Annotated in this window: 15 protein-coding genes, 2 rRNA genes and 1 pseudogene; 11 read left to right on the forward strand and 7 right to left on the reverse strand. The window is 43.5% G+C overall.

What is annotated here, in order from left to right; all coding sequences use genetic code 11:
* Nucleotides 1-57 precede the first annotated feature (57 nt).
* Nucleotides 58-1,704 carry a phospholipase D family protein gene (locus tag FD716_RS14515; RefSeq protein WP_139852989.1) on the forward strand — a complete coding sequence of 549 codons (1,647 nt, stop codon included), beginning with the start codon at nt 58-60 and terminating at the stop codon, nt 1,702-1,704.
* Between the two features lie 65 nt (nt 1,705-1,769).
* Here the strand turns inward: FD716_RS14515 and FD716_RS14520 are convergent, their stop codons facing one another.
* Nucleotides 1,770-2,612, reverse strand: a complete 843-nt coding sequence (locus tag FD716_RS14520; RefSeq protein WP_139852990.1) for a lysophospholipid acyltransferase family protein — start codon at nt 2,610-2,612, stop codon at nt 1,770-1,772.
* Between the two features lie 380 nt (nt 2,613-2,992).
* Here FD716_RS14520 and hflX point away from each other — a divergent pair, with 380 nt between their 5' ends.
* Genes hflX through FD716_RS14535 form a run of 3 tightly spaced genes read left to right on the forward strand, consistent with a single transcriptional unit; the run spans nt 2,993 to nt 5,417 of the window.
* A complete protein-coding gene (gene hflX / locus FD716_RS14525) occupies nt 2,993-4,333 on the forward strand; it encodes a ribosome rescue GTPase HflX (RefSeq protein WP_139852991.1) in 1,341 nt (446 codons plus the stop codon).
* Between the two features lie 33 nt (nt 4,334-4,366).
* Nucleotides 4,367-4,738, forward strand: coding sequence for a hypothetical protein (locus FD716_RS14530; RefSeq protein ID WP_139852992.1), 372 nt, complete (start codon nt 4,367-4,369; stop codon nt 4,736-4,738).
* A gap of 10 nt (nt 4,739-4,748) precedes the next feature.
* Nucleotides 4,749-5,417 (forward strand): LrgB family protein, encoded by a 669-nt coding sequence (locus FD716_RS14535; RefSeq protein WP_139852993.1) that lies wholly within the window; start codon nt 4,749-4,751, stop codon nt 5,415-5,417.
* A 125-nt stretch (nt 5,418-5,542) separates the two neighbouring features.
* On the opposite strand, the gene FD716_RS14540 is transcribed toward FD716_RS14535, so the two are convergent.
* From FD716_RS14540 to pdxA, 3 genes are all read right to left on the reverse strand, one after another.
* Entirely contained in the window at nt 5,543-6,382 is an 840-nt protein-coding gene (locus tag FD716_RS14540) for a symmetrical bis(5'-nucleosyl)-tetraphosphatase (RefSeq protein ID WP_139852994.1), read from the reverse strand.
* Nucleotides 6,383-7,195: a 16S rRNA (adenine(1518)-N(6)/adenine(1519)-N(6))-dimethyltransferase RsmA gene (gene rsmA, locus FD716_RS14545; RefSeq protein ID WP_139852995.1), complete on the reverse strand. Its 813-nt coding sequence runs from the start codon at nt 7,193-7,195 to the stop codon at nt 6,383-6,385.
* Nucleotides 7,196-7,302: 107 nt separating this feature from the next.
* The gene (gene pdxA / locus FD716_RS14550; protein ID WP_139852996.1) at nt 7,303-8,271 is read right to left on the reverse strand and encodes a 4-hydroxythreonine-4-phosphate dehydrogenase PdxA; all 969 of its coding nucleotides are present in this window, start codon (nt 8,269-8,271) and stop codon (nt 7,303-7,305) included.
* A gap of 331 nt (nt 8,272-8,602) precedes the next feature.
* Between pdxA and rplM the strand changes: the two genes are divergently transcribed.
* The gene (gene rplM, locus FD716_RS14555) at nt 8,603-9,031 is read left to right on the forward strand and encodes a 50S ribosomal protein L13 (protein ID WP_139852997.1); all 429 of its coding nucleotides are present in this window, start codon (nt 8,603-8,605) and stop codon (nt 9,029-9,031) included.
* Nucleotides 9,032-9,043: 12 nt separating this feature from the next.
* Nucleotides 9,044-9,430, forward strand: coding sequence for a 30S ribosomal protein S9 (gene rpsI / locus FD716_RS14560; protein WP_139852998.1), 387 nt, complete (start codon nt 9,044-9,046; stop codon nt 9,428-9,430).
* A gap of 217 nt (nt 9,431-9,647) precedes the next feature.
* Here rpsI and FD716_RS19450 read toward each other — a convergent pair.
* A pseudogene (locus FD716_RS19450) lies at nt 9,648-9,794 on the reverse strand (hypothetical protein); the annotation flags it as partial.
* 313 nt (nt 9,795-10,107) lie between these two features.
* On the opposite strand from FD716_RS19450, the gene FD716_RS14570 reads away from it, so the two are divergent.
* The 5 genes from FD716_RS14570 (at nt 10,108) to FD716_RS14590 (ending at nt 15,342) form a co-directional block, all read left to right on the forward strand.
* The gene (locus FD716_RS14570) at nt 10,108-10,761 is read left to right on the forward strand and encodes a glutathione S-transferase N-terminal domain-containing protein (protein WP_139853000.1); all 654 of its coding nucleotides are present in this window, start codon (nt 10,108-10,110) and stop codon (nt 10,759-10,761) included.
* An 11-nt stretch (nt 10,762-10,772) separates the two neighbouring features.
* Nucleotides 10,773-11,207 carry a ClpXP protease specificity-enhancing factor gene (locus tag FD716_RS14575; protein ID WP_139853001.1) on the forward strand — a complete coding sequence of 145 codons (435 nt, stop codon included), beginning with the start codon at nt 10,773-10,775 and terminating at the stop codon, nt 11,205-11,207.
* 17 nt (nt 11,208-11,224) lie between these two features.
* Complete coding sequence (locus FD716_RS14580; RefSeq protein WP_139853002.1) at nt 11,225-11,881, forward strand: hypothetical protein; 657 nt, start codon at nt 11,225-11,227, stop codon at nt 11,879-11,881.
* A gap of 380 nt (nt 11,882-12,261) precedes the next feature.
* Nucleotides 12,262-13,851 (forward strand): GMC family oxidoreductase, encoded by a 1,590-nt coding sequence (locus tag FD716_RS14585; protein ID WP_139853003.1) that lies wholly within the window; start codon nt 12,262-12,264, stop codon nt 13,849-13,851.
* A 60-nt stretch (nt 13,852-13,911) separates the two neighbouring features.
* Complete coding sequence (locus tag FD716_RS14590) at nt 13,912-15,342, forward strand: aldehyde dehydrogenase family protein (protein ID WP_139853004.1); 1,431 nt, start codon at nt 13,912-13,914, stop codon at nt 15,340-15,342.
* 120 nt (nt 15,343-15,462) lie between these two features.
* On the opposite strand, the gene rrf is transcribed toward FD716_RS14590, so the two are convergent.
* Together rrf and FD716_RS14600 are read right to left on the reverse strand one after the other, a co-directional pair.
* Nucleotides 15,463-15,577 (reverse strand): 5S ribosomal RNA (gene rrf / locus FD716_RS14595).
* A 182-nt stretch (nt 15,578-15,759) separates the two neighbouring features.
* Nucleotides 15,760-18,651 (reverse strand): 23S ribosomal RNA (locus FD716_RS14600).
* Nucleotides 18,652-18,813: the final 162 nt, after the last annotated feature.

The following is an 18,813-nucleotide window of genomic DNA, read 5'->3' on the forward strand; positions in this document are numbered from 1 at the left end:
GTTTATCTTTTAACCGCGGGGAATTATACTCTGCGCACTGTACTCCCTGAAGATATTATGCCTCGTACCATCAAAACTGCAATTCAAATAGCAAAAAGCAATTCGATCACCTTAAAAATTAAGGTGAGGCTTAAGCAACAGTACGGTTTCATCTTCAGTATGCTCCTGCTACTCATCTTGTCAGGATGCAACACCCTTCCCAAACAATATCCGATTAAACCGGTCTATGCGCACGATATTGATACCAGCCAGACCCATTTAGCCCAAGTCATCACCCCACTTAAACACATGCACCCCGAATTAACCGGTTACCATGTGCTCTATGAACCACTCGATGCCCTGGCAGCACGTATTCACTTAATTGATCAAGCTGAAAAAACCTTAGATCTACAGTATTACATTTGGGACAATGACCGCATTGGTTCTCTTGCGCTCTATAAAATGATTCAAGCTGCCGATCGCGGGGTTAAAATCCGTCTCCTGATTGATGACAACAATGCCAAATCTATGGAAGCGATTTATCTGGCCTTAGATCAACATGCCAATATTGAGGTAAAGCTATTTAACCCTTATCGGTTTAGACAGCTCCGTCCAATCGAGATGATCATTGATTTAAAACGTATTAATCGTCGCATGCACAACAAAACTTTTACCGCCGACAATCAAATTGCGCTGATTGGTGGACGGAATATGAGTAATCATTACTATAATGTCAGTGATAACTATCAGTTTTCTGATGTTGATGTGATGTTGGTCGGTCAAGCAGTCGAAGATATTAATCACTCATTCGACGAATATTGGAACGACAACTATGCCTTTCCAGTCCAACAGATTGTCAATGCCAAACAGTACTATTTACGCTATGAAGGTCTTAAACAACAGTTGACCGACCATTATGAGTTGGCCACCGTACAGAACTATCTTGATTTCAGTAACCGTTCCAATGACTTTGAACAATGGTTGGAACACAATTCAAGTTGGGAATGGGTCAAAGCCGAAGTGGTCAAGGACTCTCCTGAAAAAATAAAAGACAAAGCTAAAAAAGAACAACATATTAACTTTCAAATGGTCAATAGCTTAGACACCCCAGAAAAGCATGTTGATCTGATTTCTGCTTATTTTGTTCCCCAGCAAGATGGCGAAGAAAAAATAACCGAACTGGCTGAAAAGGGGGTGAAATTTCGTATTCTCACCAATTCATTTAAAGCCAATGATGTGGCCTTGGTACATGCCTTTTATGCCAAATACCGTGTCGACCTGCTTAAAAAAGGCGTGGAGCTATATGAGTTTTTACCCGCCCTGCCCGATGAGTATCTCAATTTAGATACCAAAGAACTTTCCAAAACAGCCAAAATTAGCCTCAAAGGTCTAAGCCGCTCTAGCTTGCATGCGAAATTGATGGCGGTGGATGATAAACAAGTTTTCATTGGTTCTTTTAATTTTGATCCACGTTCTGCCAACCTCAACAGCGAAATTGGGGTGATTCTAAATAGCCCAGAACTTGCGACAGCAGTCAACGTCACCATGGATGCCAACTTAGAAAAATACGCGTATAAGCTAGTACTAGATGCCAACAATAAAATCAACTGGCAACGTCAAACCCCGACTGGTATGAAAACCTACACCAAAGAACCAAAAATGAAATGGTGGCAAAGTATTGGCATTAAAGTCATTTCATGGCTGCCAATCGAAGGTTATATGTAAAAAAGCGAGCATTGATTACTGCTCGCCTGATTGCACGGGGGTGCATCCAATTTTCACATTGCGGTTTAAGCCCGCTTAGAAGCGGTTTCTGCTTGCGGCTGAATCTCTGTTTGCAAGACTTTTTGCTGTAACTCGGCCAAACCCTGTCGCATTAACAACTGCACTTTTGCCGTTAAGCTTTCAACCGTATGTCCTTCTACATCAACAGCTGGAAGGGTTTTTAAATGTGCTGTCACTTTTGGCATTTGCAATACCGAAAGGACATGCGTCGCAAATGTATCCTCGCCAATATACGGCGCAATGGTATCAAGTTCACCGGCTTGATTTACATAACAAATCAAACAAATCTGAATCGGTTTTTTGGCTTCAATTGCAGCACCCAAGATCCGCCCATGCACTTTTTTCACATGTGTGCCGTCTGTGGTGGTGGCTTCTGGGAAAAATAAAACAGGAATATTTTGTTTGAGAAAGTCAGTGATTTGATTGCGTATTCTCACAGAATCGCCTGAGCCACGTTGAATAAATAACGTTCCCCCACCTTTGGCGATATTGCCCAACAATGGCCATTTTTCAATTTCGGCTTTGGCCAAGAAAAATACCCGTGCCCCTGAACCAAGCACTGCCACGTCGAGCCATGAAATATGATTACTGACCCATAAGGCAGGCTGTCTTGGGATCTCACCATGTAATTGAACATCAACATTGAATACATCGCATAAACGGCGACAGAAATACTGCACATAACGGGTATTCACTGGATTATTCGGATCTTTATAAAGCTGATGACGATAGACCAAATAGAAGCCCTCAGAAAGCACTCGGCTACCTGTGGCAAATTTCTTACTGTATAAAAACAACTTAGAGAGTGGGCTTCTTTTTTTTTCAGGTTCTTTGGCTATTTGAGTCATAAAATTTCACTAAATATGAGCATGTATCTGTAAATTACATTAAAGAGTATACACATATACATTCTGTTGCAAAGATTAAAAAATACAACAATTTGGTAACCTATTGCGCTTTCTCTCTACACCGAATTTACGGTAAAACCGAAAGTAATCTGCATTTCTATAGGAAGGCCAATCATGTCCATTCAAAAAGATGTGCCATTACTGCATCGCGAACCTTACCGTTACAGTGTATCCAAGCTCTTAGGCTATATCATTTTGTATTGCGGCAGCCTCGTTTCTCTGTCCAAAATTTTTATCGCAATTCTTTAGTTCAATTTACGCACAGCGATCAAAATTACTTTAGAATGACAGTTCATTACAATGCCTGAGTGCCTATATCTGTGGAATACTTTGATCGACACCAAGGTGGTGAACGTGCCATTTTGGTCAGCGTAAATGTACAACTTTTAGAAGACTTAGACGCTGAAGAGCTTCGATTACTGGCCCAATCTGCAGGGGCTGAAATTTTAGAGCATGTCACAGCACAGCGTAACAGACCCGACCCGAAACTCTTCATTGGTTCTGGTAAAGCAGAAGAATTAGCCGAACTCGTCAAAACCCTTGAAGCTGAACTGGTTATTTTTGACCACGCCCTTTCACCGGCACAAGAACGAAATATTGAAAGAATCGTGCAATGCCGTGTCATCGACCGGACAGGCCTGATTCTGGATATTTTTGCGCAGCGCGCACGTACCCACGAAGGTAAATTACAAGTTGAACTTGCACAGCTGGGTCATTTATCAACACGCCTAGTGCGAGGTTGGACACATCTAGAACGTCAAAAAGGTGGTATTGGCTTACGTGGTCCTGGTGAATCACAGCTTGAAACGGATCGACGCTTATTGCGGATCCGCATGGAACAACTCAAAGACAAATTAGAGAAAGTAAAACAAACCCGTATCCAAGGTCGTGCTGCACGACAAAAAGCGGCGATACCCACCGTATCTTTGGTCGGCTATACCAATGCCGGAAAATCAACATTATTTAATATGCTGGCCGATTCTGAGGTTTATGCAGCCGATCAACTGTTTGCAACCCTCGATCCAACCCTTAGACGCTTAGACTGGGATGGCATTGGTGCTTTGGTACTGGCCGATACGGTGGGCTTTGTGCGTAATTTACCGCATGCCTTGGTTGAATCATTTAAGGCAACCTTAGAAGAAACCCTTGAAGCGACATTATTGCTGCATGTGATTGATAGTAGTAGTCCCGATTTGATGGAACAAATTGATGCCGTTGAAGCCGTGCTCAAAGAAATTGGTGCGGACGTCCCGATTTTAAAGGTCTATAACAAAATCGATCAAAGTGGTGAGGAAGCCAAGATTATTTATGCCGCACCCCATCAACCTGACCGCGTTTATGTTTCTGCCCACTCAGGTCAAGGCTTAGCGCTCTTGCGTCAAGCAGTGCAAGAGAGTTTAATGGGGCATATTCAACAGTTTGAGCTGGTGTTACAGCCTGCCTATGGTAAGTTACGTACGCAACTCTATCAGCTGAATGTGATCCAATCTGAGCACTACGGTGAGCAAGGCGAACTTCACTTAAGCATTCGCATTGCACCGCATAAACTTGAGCAACTGATTCGCCAAGCACATTTACCCATGGATGAAATCTTAGGCGATGCTGCGAAAAAATTTCAACGTCCTTTAGAGGCATTTGAAATTAAAGATGAAATTAGTTAAAACCTGATCAGCCATACAAGATACAGAACCGTAATGAAATTTTTAAGACATACCGATTGGTTGGCTTGGGGCATCACCCTCTCATTGATTGTTATTTTTCGTGAGGGTTCAGTCTGGGTCATGACTCAACTTGATTTTGCTGTGCTTGGCAATTTGGTCGGTCTACTCAGCTTCTTGCTTTGCCTTGTGATTTGGCGACGGTTTAAACGTATTCCGCCACGCCTCATCGACACCAACAGCACCCTGATGCGAGAAAGCTCTTTTGCATTTCTACCCACTTGTGCAGGTTCACTGATGATCTTGCTACATATGGGCAAAGAAATGAGCGCCTTGGTTCTGATCATGGCTGTTAGCACCCTGATTCCACTTTGGATTTACGCCAAAATGGCCAAGAAATGGCTTTAGGAGAGAAGCAATGTTCAGTGTTTTAACGGGCTTTTTGCTGACCTTGGTGGCCTATATATTGGCGAAATCTGTCAATAGAAAATTTCCACAAATTCCATTGATCGTCATTAGTATGTGCTTCGTGATTGCTTTACTGGCTTTGCTCGATATTCCATATGAAAAATATGCAAAACAAGTCAATGGACTATTTAGCAATCTATTGGGCTATGTCACTGTTGCGCTCGCGATTCCTTTGGCCGCCATGCGTTATGATGATTTACCCTTAAAGTCGATGATTGGAATTTTGATCTTTGCCAGTATCAGTGCGGTTGCCCTTCCGATGGGACTCGCCTATCTGTTACACATGTCTGAACCAACCGTGATGGCATTTGCAACACGTGCAGTCACCACTCCAATTGCGATTAATATTGCGACCTTACTCAATGCACCAGTCAGTCTGGCAATTTTAATTGTGATTTTATCTGGGGTGATTGGCGCAGCACTCTCACCGCTGGTGTTAAGAAACATTCATGATGAACGTGCTTCTGGATTAGCACTCGGTCTCGCGGCACATGCGATTGGTACAGCACAAGCTTGGCAACGCGGTGAAGTTGCCGGTCGTTATGCGGCCTTTGGAATGGCGGTCAATGCGGTGTTTACTGCCGTTTGGCTCCCTGCTTTTATTTTATTTTTAAAGTAAATCTAAGTCAGTCTGCTCACCACAGGTGATCCTACTGGCTTCTGCTCAATCTGAAGATTTACACGCAAAAAAAAGCTTTGACTGCTCAAATCGATGATCAGTCAAAGCTTTTTTTGCTATATCACTTAGCCAAACATAGGATTATCAACAGCAAAACACTGTTGATCTTCTAAGCGATAAGCAAGCAGTTGCTCACCCCAGACACAGCCACCATCGACATTTTGAATCTGCGCTGAAACGCGACGTCCAGCCAAGGCCGCCCAATGACCGAATACAATTTGATGGGTTTGACTGGCCTGTGATTCATATTCAAACCACGGTTTAAAGCCTTCTGGCATTGGCTCATCTAAAGCATCTTTAAAACTAAACTCTAAACCGCCATCTGCATCGCTTAAACGCATACGAGTCAAATAGTTGGTGATCACTCGTAAACGAATATTGCCAGTTAAGTCCTCAGACCAAAGCGCAGGCTCTGCACCATACATGGTCTTTAGAAACGCATCCATTACCTCAAAGTCATCATCCGCCAAAGCTGCTTCGACTTCTTTGGCCAATGCTAGCGTCTGTGCTGCATTCCAAATTGAGGGAATACCCGCATGGGTTAAAATGGTCTGCGCATTTGGCATTAAACACAGCGGTTGGCGACGTAACCAATCAATCAGCACATCACTATCAATCGCATCAATGATGTCTTGGGTTTGATCTTTGGCTTTTGCAGTTTTGATACCGCGTGCGCATGCCAACAGGTTCAAGTCATGATTGCCCAGTACGGTTGCAGCACAACCTTGATCAACCATTTTCTTGATAAAGCGCAAGGCACCCAATGAGTTTTCGCCACGTGCAACCAAATCGCCTGCAAACCAAAGAAAATCTTGATTGGAATCAAAGGAAATTTCTTTGAGCAGCGCTTTTAACGCTTCAAAACAGCCTTGTACATCACCAATCACATAGTTATAACCAGCCATTTAGTCCACCATTTGATCGGACAATGCAACAAACTGTGCCAAATCCAACGTTTCAGGACGTGCCATTGGATCAATGCCTGCACGTTCAAACGCACCTTCACTCAGCATATTTTTCAAACTGTTGCGCAAAGTCTTACGACGCTGAGTAAACACATGTCCGACTAAACGCGCCAAAGCCTTTTCATTTTTAGCGACAATTGGCTTGTCTTGATAAGGCTCTAAACGGAAAATTGCACTGGTGACTTTCGGTGGTGGATTAAACGATCCCGGTGCCACTTCAAATAAAAACGTCGGTTTACAGTAATACTGAATCATCACCGACAAGCGACCATATTCTTTGGTTTTAGGCACAGCCGTAATACGATCAACCACTTCTTTTTGCAGCATAAAATGCATGTCTTTGATTTGACCACCAAAGGTCAAAAGATGAAACAATAATGGGGTCGAAATATTATAAGGCAGGTTACCCACGACTCGAAGTGGTTTGTCTTCTTTAAACAATGCATTAAAGTCATATTTCAGTGCATCCGCTTCAATGATGGTCAAGCGTTCAGGATGCGGTACCCGACGCGGCAAACCCGCTGCCAAATCACGGTCAAGCTCAATTACGGTTAAAGCATCACATTCACCAATTAATGGCGAAGTCAGTGCAGCAAGTCCTGGTCCAATCTCAACAATATTTTCGCCATCACGTGGATTAACAGCACGCACAATCTTGGCGATGACCCCTTGATCATGCAAGAAATTTTGGCCAAAACGTTTACGAGCTTGATGCCCTTCATCTTTGGGGTTTAGGGCATTAATTTGATACATAAAGTATGTCCAACATAAAATAATTTAAAAGCATGGGTTTAGAGAATTAAACTCAGCAAACACATCAATGAGCAAGGGTGTTGATCCAACATTGGCTCGAACAACTGTTACTGACGGGCTAAATCCAGCGCCAAATCGACAGCAACCTGCAAGCTTGAATGCTTTGCCAGTCCAGTGCCTGCCAGTGAAAGTGCTGTGCCATGATCAACCGACGTGCGGATAAAAGGTAAGCCTAAAGTAATATTGATGGCTTCGCCAAAGCCCTGCGATTTTAACACAGGTAAGCCTTGATCGTGATACATCGCTAAAACGGCATCTGCATCTTTTAAATGCTCAGGTGTAAATAAAGTATCGGCAGGGAGGCTTAAGCTCATGTCGACCCCTTGCTTGCGGTAACTTTCAAGCACTGGATTAATCACATCAATTTCTTCACGGCCCAAATAACCATCTTCGCCAGCATGCGGATTTAAACCACAGACCAACACGCGTGGCTGCGAAATTTTAAATTTGCTTTGTAGATCATGTAGCAAGATATCAATGACTTGATGCAAACGTTCGGTCGTAATCGCATCGGCAACCTCGCGCAAAGGTAAATGCGTGGTTGCCAATGCAACACGCAATGTTTTGGTGGCCAACATCATCACCACGCGCGCAACACCAGCGAATTCTTGAAAATATTCGGTGTGCCCACTAAATGCGATACCGGCATCATTTATAATCGATTTTTGCACGGGCGCAGTTGCCACACCAACGCTTAAATCGCGCATGGCATAGTCAGCAGCACAACGTAATTGTTCTAAGACATAACTGGCATTGGCTGCATTGAGTTGACCAAGGACGACTTCTTCAGCCAATGCCACATGCTCAACATACAATTGCCCAACCGCTGTTGATACTTTTTGCCCAGTATATTCAATCAGTTCGACGTTAACGCCAAGCTGTTCAGCACGTTTTTTTAACAGTGCTTGATCGGCCAAAACCACAATCGGTCGTTCATCGACACGATCAGCCAAACTCAAGCAAATATCAGGACCGATACCGGCTGGTTCGCCACTGGTGACATATAAAGGAAGCATGCTGTCTCTGCCCATCAAACAATTGGATTGATTATAAGTTTTATCCACTTAAATCACAGCACTTTCAAGCATCAATCTCAGATTAAGAGGATTCACTTCAACCATGCATCCACAAATCTCAGTCAGTGAGAAATATACATTTCTTGTATAACAAAAAGACAGTCCACTTATTTCGCTCTAATAAACCTCGATTTACGTCACTTTTCTTGGAAAGAATCCATTTTAACCCACTCTTCCCCATTGTGATTTTTTCTAGTTTGGTTTAAAATCTCGTCTCCATTTTGTTTGGACAGGCTTTAACGTCCAAACCAACTATAATAGGTAGTGGTTCATGAAAACTCTCAGCGCTAAGCCAGCTGAAGTTCAACACGACTGGTTCGTTGTTGATGCTTCTGGCAAAACTTTAGGTCGCCTTGCGACTGAAATCGCTCGTCGTTTACGCGGCAAACACAAGACATCTTATACTCCTCACGTTGACACTGGTGATTACATCGTTGTTATCAATGCTGAGCAAGTTCAAGTGACTGGTAAAAAAGCACACGACAAAAAGTACTATCGCCACACAGGTTTTCCTGGCGGTATCCGTGAAACTAACTTCGAAAAGTTAGTTGCTCATAAGCCAGAAGAAATTTTCCAACGTGCTGTTAAAGGTATGTTGCCAAAAGGTCCACTTGGTTATGCAATGATCAAAAAAATGAAAGTGTACGCTGGTACTGAGCATCCGCACACAGCTCAACAGCCACAAGTTTTGGACATCTAAGGGATACTGCACATGGCTACTAATTATGGTACAGGTCGCCGTAAGACCGCAACTGCACGTGTTTTCCTATCTGCTGGTACTGGAAAACTTGTTATTAACAACCGTTCACTAGAGCAATATTTTGGTCGTGAAACTGCACAAATGGTTGTTCGTCAACCGTTAGAGCTTTTAGAATCTACGACTAAATATGACTTATACATCACTGTTAAAGGTGGTGGTATTGGTGGTCAAGCAGGCGCAATTCGTCACGGTATTACTCGTGCACTAATCGCATCTGATGAGACACTTAAGTCTGCACTACGTCAAGCTGGTTTCGTTACTCGTGATGCTCGTGAAGTTGAACGTAAGAAACTTGGTTTACGTAAAGCACGTAAACGTCCACAGTTCTCTAAACGTTAATTCGTTTACCGAATCGGACAGAAAAAAACCTTGGATTTTCCAAGGTTTTTTTTATGCTTAAATTTAAGTTCTCAATCGGTTATTCCCGCCTTACCGTCATACCTACTTCTAATAACAATTATTTCTTAGGTTTCTTTGGCTGATCACAATCCTTAACTGCATCACCGCTTTCATATTCAGTTACAGTACAGCCATTTTGTTTATAGCTTCGTGACACTTTAGCAAAAACATGATCTGCCGGGATCGGACCGTCACATGGCTCATCAGTGTTTTCATCAACCATTTTCACAGGTCCATCGTTATAAATCGTGACCTTACAGCCCTTGACCACATATTCTTGTTTGATTCCCCCATACATGGTATCGGTGTCTAAGTCTGCATCAGCATCACAGTTACCGCTACACACCAATGCCGCTGTACTGATTGCTGCATCTGCAGCAGCGTAGGCAGTCACATCCTGAGACGCGATTGACTTCGCTTGAGCAATAGACAAAGTAGTTGTACATGCCAACACCAATAACAAATGGCAACTCAATTTAAGTTTCATACGATTCATTTCCTATCCTTTTGACTTAATCGTCGGTTTTCTCATGATCTGATCTTAACAATCCAAAGTATCCGTGATTTTAACGGCTATATTTAGTATCCTGTCTAATTCATCTGCTTAGTTTTGGAATATGTCTGTCGAACCCGCACCACTCCAAGGTATTACCCTTTATAGTCATGCAGATGATTTTCGCTCACATTGGCTACGCTTCATGCTTGCTGAGAAACAGATTAAATATAATCTTATTTTAGTCGATGACGAGGATGAAGATTTAGCCAGCTTAAATCCGTATAATCAACTGCCTATGTTAGTTGAAAATGATTTAAAATTATTTAATTGCGCTATTATTTCTGAATATATTGATGATCGTTATCGTCAAAATAAACTGTATGCTGATGCACCAGCAGCGCGAGCAGAACAACGCCAATACATCTGGCGCTTTGAACAAGATTGGTTTCATCTTGCTGATATTATGCTGCGCCATCCAGACAGTCTAGACGCGCAAGCCAAAATAAAAGCTCAGCAACAATTACGTGATACGTTGGTGTCTTTAACACCTTTATTTCAGCATTATCCTTATTTTATGTCTGAGAACTTTACAATTTTAGATTGCATGTTAGCCCCAATTTTCATACGTTTAAAGCAGATGGGGATTCAGTTACCAGTGCAGCAATGCCGCCCGATTTTCTTATATTGCAAACGTGTATTTAGTCGGCCAACCTTTTTAAAATCACTGACTTCTCAAGAAAAAAATCGATATCGTGAATTTTTAGTAAATCAATAGAGTACTTTCTAATGTCTGAACCTGAATTAAATTTGAATCCTACTCGTCCTTATCTTGCACGTGCAATTTATGAGTGGATTTGCGACCACAATCTCACCCCCTACTTATTGGTCGATGCAACACGCCCGTATACCGATGTGCCAACACAATTTATTCAAGATGGTCAGATTGTTCTCAATGCCGCACCACATGCCGTGCATCGCTTTACCATGGGCAATGATGCGATTAGTTTTTCGGCTCGATTCGGTGGGGTTTCGAGAGATATTTATATTCCAGTGGCTGCGCTGCTGGGTATCTATGCACGTGAAAATGGTCAAGGTTTATTCTTTGATCCAGAGGAATATACCAACCAACAAGACCCTCAAGCGCCTTTAGCAACAGATACAACCGAAACTTCAGAACAAGAAACAGTAAAGAAAAAACCGACGTTAAGAATTTTAGATTAATCCAAGGAAACTCGAAAATGGCCTTTGATCTTGTACATTATTTTGCTGAGCAGATTGAGATTCAAAAACCTCAAATCTTGCAACAGCATGCCACCGAAAAACGCCAAGCCCACTTATTTGAAATTAATGTGCTGGTACTCGGTAAAATTATTAGTCTATGGCGTACAGAACCTGATCAAATTTACCGTGAAATTCAATCACAAGATCAGCTTTATATTCAAGAAATTGCAAGACATTTGACCACTTCATTAAACAACGAATCTGAACTTAGTCGAACTGAATTTGAGCAAAGTAGCAGTGAAGTTTTGGCTTTCCAGTTTCAAGAGCTCAAACAGCTTGATAATACTGGCAACTATGGCCAAAACGGTATGCGTGAATTGCTCTTGGGACAAATCGAGCACCTCTCTGGGCAAGCCAAAGATTGGGTTTGGTCGGTAAACAACCTAAATGAGCTGATTGGCTCTCAACCTATTGAAGAAGAAAGCTTATCATTAGACGACACCATGAAGGAGTTTAATCAAATGGTCCACAATCAAAATACCCATGCCGTTGCAGAGACTGAAGAAGTCGCGATAGTCCAGAACCCAACTTGGGCCAAAGTATTAGAGCCTGTTGTTGCACTGGTTGTACTTTGGGTACTGCTTGATGCTTTAATGAAGTATGTGTTTGTATAGGTTTAGATAGATCACACCATCTGGACTTAGATAAAATTGAAATCAGTGCATTACAGCACTGATTTTTTTTATGCATTAACTTAAGACCCAGCATACTCCCCTCCCAATACTCCGATTAATAAACACGCTCGCACACTGAACGCGATGGTCACTTCTAAATTTTTATCTGGCATCCAATTCACCTATGATGAAATTTAGCTTAAATGGCACAATGGCCAACCTCTCTTTCTGGATCGTCAACAATCTGCTTTTAAATCCATGAAAAACGGTGTAATAAAGAATATTAATTACCTAGCAACTGTGATGAAAAAGGCCCTATCGCCTCATCAATGATGCCCAAAACTTGAACACCCAATCATTCATATAAAAAGGAAAAAATAATGCATGATGCTGACTATATTATTATTGGGGGTGGATCTGCAGGTTGTGTACTGGCAAGTCGACTGACCGAATCCGCCCACATTTCTGTATTACTGCTCGAAGCTGGTGGAAATGGCGATCATTGGGTCATTAACACTCCAGCAGCAGTGGTTTTAATGGTCCCCAATAAACTAAATAACTGGGCCTTTAAAACCACTCCACAAACCGGATTAAATGGACGTCAGGGTTATCAGCCGCGCGGCAAAACCCTTGGTGGGAGTTCTGCCATTAATGCCATGATCTACACCCGTGGTCATCAACAGGATTATAATGATTGGGCTGCGCTTGGAAATACAGGCTGGTCATATCAAGATGTGCTGCCCTATTTTATTAAGTCAGAACGTAACCATCATATTAACAATGAATGGCATGGTCAGGAGGGTCCATTGCATGTGAGTAATTTACAAAGTGACAATCCATTTCAGCAATATTTTATTGATGCAGCAAAACAAGTTGGCTATCCAATTAACCCAGATTTCAATGCTGCAGAACAAGAGGGTGTGGGCATCTATCAGACCACTCAAGTCAATGGCGAACGCTGCAGCGCATTCCGTGCTTATTTAAAGCCACATTTAACCCGGCCCAATTTAAAAATTGAAAGTAAAGCCCATGTACAGCGGATTATTTTCGAGGGAAAAAAAGCCATTGGGGTCGAATATAAAAAAGGCAATCAAGTGTATCGCGTAAATGCCACGCGGGAAATCCTCCTCAGTGCAGGTGCATTACAATCCCCTCAGATTTTAATGCTATCAGGTGTTGGCGATGCGAGTGACTTAGAAAAACATAATATTCCTGTCGTACATCACTTGGCTGGGGTCGGAAAAAATCTACAAGATCATCCCGATTTTATCTTTGGCTATAAATCTAAACATACTGCCCTACTTGGCATTTCTCCAAGTGCAACGCTTAAGTTGATTAAAGATATTGCCCAATACCGTAAAAATCGGCATGGCCTGCTTAGCTCAAATTTTGCTGAGGGTGGCGCATTTCTAAAAACAGATCCTCAACTTGCAACACCGAACATCCAATTGCACTTCGTAATTGCACTGGTTGATAATCATGCCCGCAGTTTGCATACGGGTTATGGCTTCTCCTGTCATGTCTGCTTATTACGGCCTAAAAGTATCGGTTCCGTGACATTGCGCAACAATAATCCAGATAGTCCCCCTGTAATCGACCCTAATTTTTTAAATCATCCTGATGATATTGAAGAATTAGTCGAAGGCTATAAAATGACAGAACGCCTCATGCAAGCCCCTGCTTTATCTCAGTTCATCAGCAGAGATATGTTTACACCAGAGGTTCGTACTGATGATGATATCCGCCAAGCACTCAGACAGCGTGTCGATACGGTTTACCATCCCATTGGCACCTGTAAAATGGGAATTGATTCAATGGCTGTGGTTGATCCAGAACTTAAAGTACATGGACTTCAAGGTATTCGCGTGATTGATGCCTCGATTATGCCAAACTTAATTGCTGGTAATACCAATGCCCCAACCATTATGATTGCTGAGAAAGCAGCAGATATGATCAAAGCAACATGGTAATCACCCCTAGTACCTTATTATTTAGAAAAAATAATTCAAAATACTGAAGAGCATTTCATCATGAATCCACTTGATACCGACCCGAATGATGTCATCAATCAAATCAACCAGCTGTTTCAGGCGCAGGCCAGTACAGCACTGCAGTTACGTCAATCGACTGCTAAACAACGCATTGAAAAAATTAAACGTATAAAATCAGCTATCTTGGCGCATAAAGCAGAAATTATTCAGGCTGGATTTGATGATTTTTCTAAACCTGCAACTGAAGTCGAACTGACTGAAATTCTGCCAATTATTGCTGAAGCCAACGAGGCGATTCGTCACTTAAAAGGTTGGATGAAAAAACAACGGGTATGGCCATCACGCATGATGCTAGGCACACGTGGCTATATTCAGTTTGAACCCAAAGGTCGTAGCCTGATTATTTCTCCTTGGAATTATCCATTTAACCTCACTTTTGGCCCATTGATCTCTGCAATTGCCGCGGGGAACACTGCGATGATCAAGCCTTCAGAAATGACCCCCTGTGCCGCTGCGTTAATGGCAAAAATTATTGAGCAATGCTTTCATGAAGATGAGGTTGCTCTGTTCCAAGGTCAAGCTGATATCTCACAAGCCTTGCTGGCACTGCCCTTTGACCATATTTTCTTTACAGGTTCTCCCAATATTGGCAAAGTGGTGATGGCTGCGGCAGCCAAACACTTAAGCAGTGTGACCTTAGAACTTGGTGGCAAATCACCGACCATTATTGATGAAAGCGCAGACCTGACTTTAGCAGCACAAACCACGTTATGGGCCAAGTTCACCAACAATGGTCAAACCTGTATTGCACCAGATCATATTTATGTACATCAAAATGTGAAGGCAGCATTTCTAGAAGAGTGTAAAAAGATTTTAGTTCGGACTTATGGTACTGAAGAAAATCAAATAAAGAGTCCTGATCTAGCCCGTATTTGTAATGCTCGGCATTTAGATCGATTAGAGTTTTTGCTGGATGATGCGATTCAGCGTGGTGCAACAGTTGTTACAGGTGGCCAGATTAAACCTGAGCTGCGTTATATTGCACCGACCTTATTGGATAATCTCCCAGATGATGCCGCGATTATGCAGGAAGAAATTTTCGGACCTTTATTACCGATTATTAGTTTTAACTCAATCAATGAAGTGATTCAGCGGATTAATGCTGCGCCCAAACCTTTGGCACTGTATATCTGGGGACGTAATTCCACCAATATCGATAAAGTCATGCAACAGACCAGTTCTGGTGGTGCTTGTATTAATCACTCTGTGGTGCAATTTTTACACGGCAACCTGCCCTTTGGCGGGGTAAACAATTCGGGTCTTGGTAATTCACACGGTTATTATGGCTTTCTGGCTTTTTCTCACTCTAGAGCCGTGGTACGTAATAGCATCATGCTGGCGAAAATGTTTTTTCCACCGTATCGCAGCTTTACCCGTAAGCTAATTAACTTTTTTATGAAGATGGTTTAGCCTCATGAACGCCCCTTATTTAGGGGCTTTTTATTGTATTCAATTTTCGTTTTTCTTTTCATTTTTCCCGCGCATAAAAAAACACCCCAGTCGTTGACTGGGGTGTTTTTAGGAATAATGAGCTGGCGATGACTTACTCTCACATGGGTAACCCCACACTACCATCAGCGCAAAGAGGTTTCACTTCTGAGTTCGGGAAGGGATCAGGTGGTTCACTCTTGCTATTGTCGCCAGCACAACTGTTTATGGTGATTTCGGGTTTTACGTCGTATTCGACATCCGTACTATCTTAACCAAAAGAGTTATTAACAGAAGGGCTGATTGAGTTGAAATTTTTTGTTTATTTTAGCGGTTTGATTAACTAAATCAAGCGATTTGTCAAAGAATAGATTGCGCATACAACTGCTTGGGTGTTGTATAGTCAAGCCTCACGAGCAATTAGTATTGGTCAGCTTCACATATCGCTATGCTTCCACATCCAACCTATCAACGTCGTAGTCTTCAACGGCTCTTTAGAGGACATAAAGTCCTTGGGAAATCTTATCTTGAGGTAGGCTTCCCGCTTAGATGCTTTCAGCGGTTATCCCTTCCGAACATAGCTACCCGGCGATGCGACTGGCGTCACAACCGGTACACCAGAGGTTCGTCCACTCTGGTCCTCTCGTACTAGGAGCAGATCCTCTCAAATTTCCAGCGCCCACGGTAGATAGGGACCGAACTGTCTCACGACGTTCTAAACCCAGCTCGCGTACCTCTTTAAATGGCGAACAGCCATACCCTTGGGACCTGCTTCAGCCCCAGGATGAGATGAGCCGACATCGAGGTGCCAAACACCGCCGTCGATATGAACTCTTGGGCGGTATCAGCCTGTTATCCCCAGAGTACCTTTTATCCGTTGAGCGATGGCCCTTCCATACAGAACCACCGGATCACTAAGACCTACTTTCGTACCTGCTCGACTTGTTGGTCTCGCAGTTAAGCGCGCTTTTGCCTTTATACTCTACGCGTGATTTCCGACCACGCTGAGCGCACCTTCGTACTCCTCCGTTACTCTTTAGGAGGAGACCGCCCCAGTCAAACTACCCACCAGACATGGTCCTCGTCCCGGATAACGGGACAGAGTTAGAACCTCAATATTACCAGGGTGGTATTTCAAGGATGGCTCCATAGCAACTAGCGTCGCTACTTCAAAGCCTCCCACCTATCCTACACAAGTAAGATCAAAGTTCAATGTCAAGCTGCAGTAAAGGTTCACGGGGTCTTTCCGTCTAGCCGCGGGTACACCGCATCTTCACGGCGATTTCGATTTCACTGAGTCTCTGCTGGAGACAGCGCCCCCATCATTATGCCATTCGTGCAGGTCGGAACTTACCCGACAAGGAATTTCGCTACCTTAGGACCGTTATAGTTACGGCCGCCGTTTACTGGGGCTTCGATCAAGAGCTTCGCTTACGCTAACCCCATCAATTAACCTTCCAGCACCGGGCAGGCATCACACCCTATACGTCCACTTTCGTGTTTGCAGAGTGCTATGTTTTTAATAAACAGTTGCAGGGGCCTGGTTTCTGAGGCTGTCAACCGCTCAAGGAGTAAATCCTATCACCGTCAACAGCGTACCTTCTCCCGAAGTTACGGTACCATTTTGCCTAGTTCCTTCAGCAGAGTTCTCTCAAGCGCTTTGGTCTACTCGACCTGACCACCTGTGTCGGTTTCGGGTACGATTCCTGTGTAACTGAAGCTTAGAGACTTTTCCTGGAAGCAGGGTATCAGCCACTTCGCTAGTAAACTAGCTTGGTATCAGTTCTCAGCATAGAGTACCCCGGATTTGCCTAAGATACATGCCTACAACCTTTCACCTGGACAACCAACGCCAGGCTGACTTAACCTTCTCCGTCCTCTCATCGCATTACACAGAAGTATTGGAATATTAACCAATTTCCCATCGACTACGCCTCTCGGCCTCGCCTTAGGGGTCGACTCACCCAGCCCCGATTAACGTTGGACTGGAACCCTTGGTCTTTCAGCGTGCGAGTTTTTCACTCGCATTGTCGTTACTCACGTCAGCATTCGCACTTCTGATACCTCCAGCATACTTCTCAATACACCTTCATCGGCTTACAGAACGCTCCCCTACCACGCATAATAAATTATGCATCCGCAGCTTCGGCATATAGTTTTAGCCCCGTTACATCTTCCGCGCAGGCCGACTCGACTAGTGAGCTATTACGCTTTCTTTAAAGGGTGGCTGCTTCTAAGCCAACCTCCTAGCTGTCTATGCCTTCCCACATCGTTTCCCACTTAACTATAATTTTGGGGCCTTAGCTGGCGGTCTGGATTGTTTTCCTCTTGACTACGGACGTTAGCACCCGCAGTCTGTCTCCCGGATAGTACTCATTGGTATTCGGAGTTTGCATCGGTTTGGTAAGTCGGGATGACCCCCTAGCCGAAACAGTGCTCTACCCCCAATGGTATTCGTCCGAGGCGCTACCTAAATAGCTTTCGGGGAGAACCAGCTATCACCAAGTTTGATTAGCCTTTCACCCCTATCCACAAGTCATCCCCCGGCTTTTCAACGACGGTGGGTTCGGTCCTCCAGTTAGTGTTACCCAACCTTCAACCTGCTCATGGATAGATCACCTGGTTTCGGGTCTATACCCAGCAACTAAACGCCCTATTAAGACTCGATTTCTCTACGGCTCCCCTATACGGTTAACCTTGCTACTGAATATAAGTCGCTGACCCATTATACAAAAGGTACGCAGTCACCGAACAAGTCGGCTCCCACTGCTTGTATGCATGCGGTTTCAGGATCTATTTCACTCCCCTCACAGGGGTTCTTTTCGCCTTTCCCTCACGGTACTGGTTCACTATCGGTCAGTCAGGAGTATTTAGCCTTGGAGGATGGTCCCCCCATATTCAGACAAGGTTTCACGTGCCTCGCCCTACTCGTCATCATTATGTGTGCCCTTTCGTGTACAGGACTATCACCCACTATGGTTGCACTTCCCAGAGCATTCCACTAAAACACACATAACTTAATGGGCTGATCCGCGTTCGCTCGCCGCTACTGACGGAATCTCAATTGATTTCTTTTCCTAAGGGTACTGAGATGTTTCACTTCCCCTCGTTCGCCTCGTATGACTATGTATTCATCATACGATACCTACCTTATAGTAGGTGGGTTTCCCCATTCAGAAATCTCCGGATCAAAGGATATTTGCCGCCTCCCCGGAGCTTATCGCAGGCTATTACGTCTTTCATCGCCTCTGACTGCCAAGGCATCCACCACATGCACTTAATTACTTGACTATACAACCCCAAACAGTCGTAACCCCTACAAGGAGGGTTAGCAACATTACAGTTTGAAGTACTGTGTATTTAAACACTGTACAGCTTCAATCTATTTTCGTTTTCCAAAACGCTTGATTCAGTTAATTTCTTCGCTAGTACTCATCGTTCCTTTCGAAACAA

Origin of the sequence: Acinetobacter pullicarnis (assembly GCF_006352475.1) — a bacterium.
Classification (GTDB): domain Bacteria; phylum Pseudomonadota; class Gammaproteobacteria; order Pseudomonadales; family Moraxellaceae; genus Acinetobacter; species Acinetobacter pullicarnis.

Bases quoted from the DNA above. Each gene is read 5' to 3' on its own strand.
- FD716_RS14590 (WP_139853004.1), top strand. From the start codon at position 13,912: ATGAATCCACTTGATACCGACCCGAATGATGTCATCAATCAAATCAAC.
- pdxA (WP_139852996.1), bottom strand. From the start codon at position 8,271: ATGCTTCCTTTATATGTCACCAGTGGCGAACCAGCCGGTATCGGTCCT.
- FD716_RS14585 (WP_139853003.1), top strand. From the start codon at position 12,262: ATGCATGATGCTGACTATATTATTATTGGGGGTGGATCTGCAGGTTGT.
- FD716_RS14575 (WP_139853001.1), top strand. From the start codon at position 10,773: ATGTCTGAACCTGAATTAAATTTGAATCCTACTCGTCCTTATCTTGCA.
- rplM (WP_139852997.1), top strand. From the start codon at position 8,603: ATGAAAACTCTCAGCGCTAAGCCAGCTGAAGTTCAACACGACTGGTTC.
- rsmA (WP_139852995.1), bottom strand. From the start codon at position 7,195: ATGTATCAAATTAATGCCCTAAACCCCAAAGATGAAGGGCATCAAGCT.
- FD716_RS14535 (WP_139852993.1), top strand. From the start codon at position 4,749: ATGTTCAGTGTTTTAACGGGCTTTTTGCTGACCTTGGTGGCCTATATA.
- FD716_RS14515 (WP_139852989.1), top strand. From the start codon at position 58: ATGCCTCGTACCATCAAAACTGCAATTCAAATAGCAAAAAGCAATTCG.
- FD716_RS14520 (WP_139852990.1), bottom strand. From the start codon at position 2,612: ATGACTCAAATAGCCAAAGAACCTGAAAAAAAAAGAAGCCCACTCTCT.
- rpsI (WP_139852998.1), top strand. From the start codon at position 9,044: ATGGCTACTAATTATGGTACAGGTCGCCGTAAGACCGCAACTGCACGT.
- FD716_RS14530 (WP_139852992.1), top strand. From the start codon at position 4,367: ATGAAATTTTTAAGACATACCGATTGGTTGGCTTGGGGCATCACCCTC.
- FD716_RS14570 (WP_139853000.1), top strand. From the start codon at position 10,108: ATGTCTGTCGAACCCGCACCACTCCAAGGTATTACCCTTTATAGTCAT.
- FD716_RS14580 (WP_139853002.1), top strand. From the start codon at position 11,225: ATGGCCTTTGATCTTGTACATTATTTTGCTGAGCAGATTGAGATTCAA.
- FD716_RS14540 (WP_139852994.1), bottom strand. From the start codon at position 6,382: ATGGCTGGTTATAACTATGTGATTGGTGATGTACAAGGCTGTTTTGAA.